At 53.4% G+C, this 1,606-nt stretch carries 3 protein-coding genes; 2 read left to right on the top strand and 1 reads right to left on the bottom strand.

Annotated elements, in window-relative coordinates; translation table 11 throughout:
• The first annotated feature begins 171 nt into the window (after positions 1–171).
• Both WBM60_RS16205 and WBM60_RS16210 read left to right on the top strand, forming a co-directional pair.
• Positions 172–537: a hypothetical protein gene (locus WBM60_RS16205; protein ID WP_424283333.1), complete on the top strand. Its 366-nt coding sequence runs from the start codon at positions 172–174 to the stop codon at positions 535–537.
• Between the two features lie 31 nt (positions 538–568).
• A complete protein-coding gene (locus WBM60_RS16210; protein ID WP_424283334.1) occupies positions 569–1,081 on the top strand; it encodes a TerC family protein in 513 nt (170 codons plus the stop codon).
• On the opposite strand, the gene phoU is transcribed toward WBM60_RS16210, so the two are convergent.
• A partial coding sequence (gene phoU / locus WBM60_RS16215) for a phosphate signaling complex protein PhoU (protein WP_424283335.1) occupies positions 1,035–1,606 on the bottom strand: 572 nt, incomplete at its 5' end. The two genes, WBM60_RS16210 and phoU, sit on opposite strands and share 47 nt — an antisense overlap.

Here is a 1,606-nt window from a genome sequence, read left to right on the forward strand (position 1 = left end):
GACGAAAAGCCGTCGGTGCCCGCGGTGCGATGATGATGGATTCGGGCTGAATTTTTCCGTAAAAATCGCGTCGAGAGGTTTCGCTATAAGCGCGACGGGGTTGACTGATTTTCAATTGACGTTTTAACGAGCAGGAATCCCAAACGGACCTGTAGGAGGATAATCATACCCGTGAAAAACCCATTCGATTTCGCTTCATCGTTTTCAAAGCCGACCGCCTCGGTGATGGATGCCTGGGGTTTTGGAAAGATGGTCACCGAACTCTGGGCAGGGGCTGTGACGACCATCGTGCTGCGCCATTTGAATTGGGCGTTCAATTGGCATCATCCAAAACGGCGTGTGACCGCAGAGGACCGCAGAATGGTCATCGAAAAGATCGCAGCAGCCATGGAGATTCATGCGGCCTGGCTGCGGCTGGCTCTTGGTTTGCTGTCGGGCGAATACAACCCATGGCGATCCGGCCGAAAATTACTGGCCCCATTGCACCGTAAGGCAACCGCAAACGCGCGGCGATTGGCGCGGCGCAGGCCAGTTTAACGCATATGGCAGAGCGATTCAAAAGAATTCGATGAAGACGGTGGTCGTAGCATCCACCTTTCTGATTGCCAAATTGCTGTCACTTCAATTTGTCAAACTCGCCGGTGGTGCCGTTATTCTCTGGCTGGCCGTGCAACTGCTGAGCGATGATTCAACGTCCGAAGAAAACAAGCAGGCGGGAAGCCTCTGGAAGGCTTTCTGGATCTTCGTCGTAGCAGACCTGAGCATGGGCACCGACAACATGCTGGCGGTGGCCGGTGCCTCACATGGTGACATACTTCTGCTGCTCTTCGGTCTGGGATTGAGCATTCCCATTGTCGTGTTCATAGGATCCCTGATGGGAGAAGGGAGGAAACGTCAGGTAGATGTGAATGACAGAATAAAAAGCCTCTTATCGTTTTCGGCATTGTTTGCCAAATACAGCAAAGCGGAATCGTCTGATTGTTGCGCGCTTAAATCATTCGTCGCAAAACATGCAATTGGTCTACGATTCGTCTTCAATAAGTGCTGTGCCGAACGATTTCGCCCTCGATCAGGTAGATGACCTCTTCGGCGATATTGGTGGCATGGTCGGCCAGACGCTCCAGGTGGCGGGATATCAGCAGCAGGTTGATCATGTAGCCTATTTTTTCGGTGTTTTCTTTCATGGCGCTCTTGATACGGTCGTAGGCATCTCTCTGTATCGTGTCCACCTCGTCATCCATCGTGACCACTCTTAAGGCCAGGTCTTCATCCAGATTGACCAGGGCGTCCAGGCTCATTCGCAGCATGGTTTCGGCCTTTTCGGCCATCTGGGCGTAGTCGAAGTCGAAATTCACATCATGGCGCTTGGCCAGCACCTCGACCCGCTGTGCAATGTTGACCGCCTGGTCGCCGATGCGCTCCAGGTCGTTGTTGATTTTAATCACAGAAATCAGAAATCGCAGGTCTATAGCCACGGGCTGGTGCAGAGCCAGAACCTTCAGGCAGGCTTCTTCGACCTCCACTTCCATTTCGTCGATCTCGTAGTCGGTCTTGATGACACGTTGCGCGGCCTCCGCATCCTTGTCTTCCACGGCCGCGGCCGCCA

Origin of the sequence: Eudoraea sp. (genome assembly GCF_049669105.1) — a bacterium.
Taxonomy (GTDB): Bacteria; Bacteroidota; Bacteroidia; order Flavobacteriales; family Flavobacteriaceae; genus Eudoraea.

Coding starts and splice junctions, on each gene's coding strand:
- WBM60_RS16210 (WP_424283334.1), top strand. CDS start 569: ATGAAGACGGTGGTCGTAGCATCCACCTTTCTGATTGCCAAATTGCTG.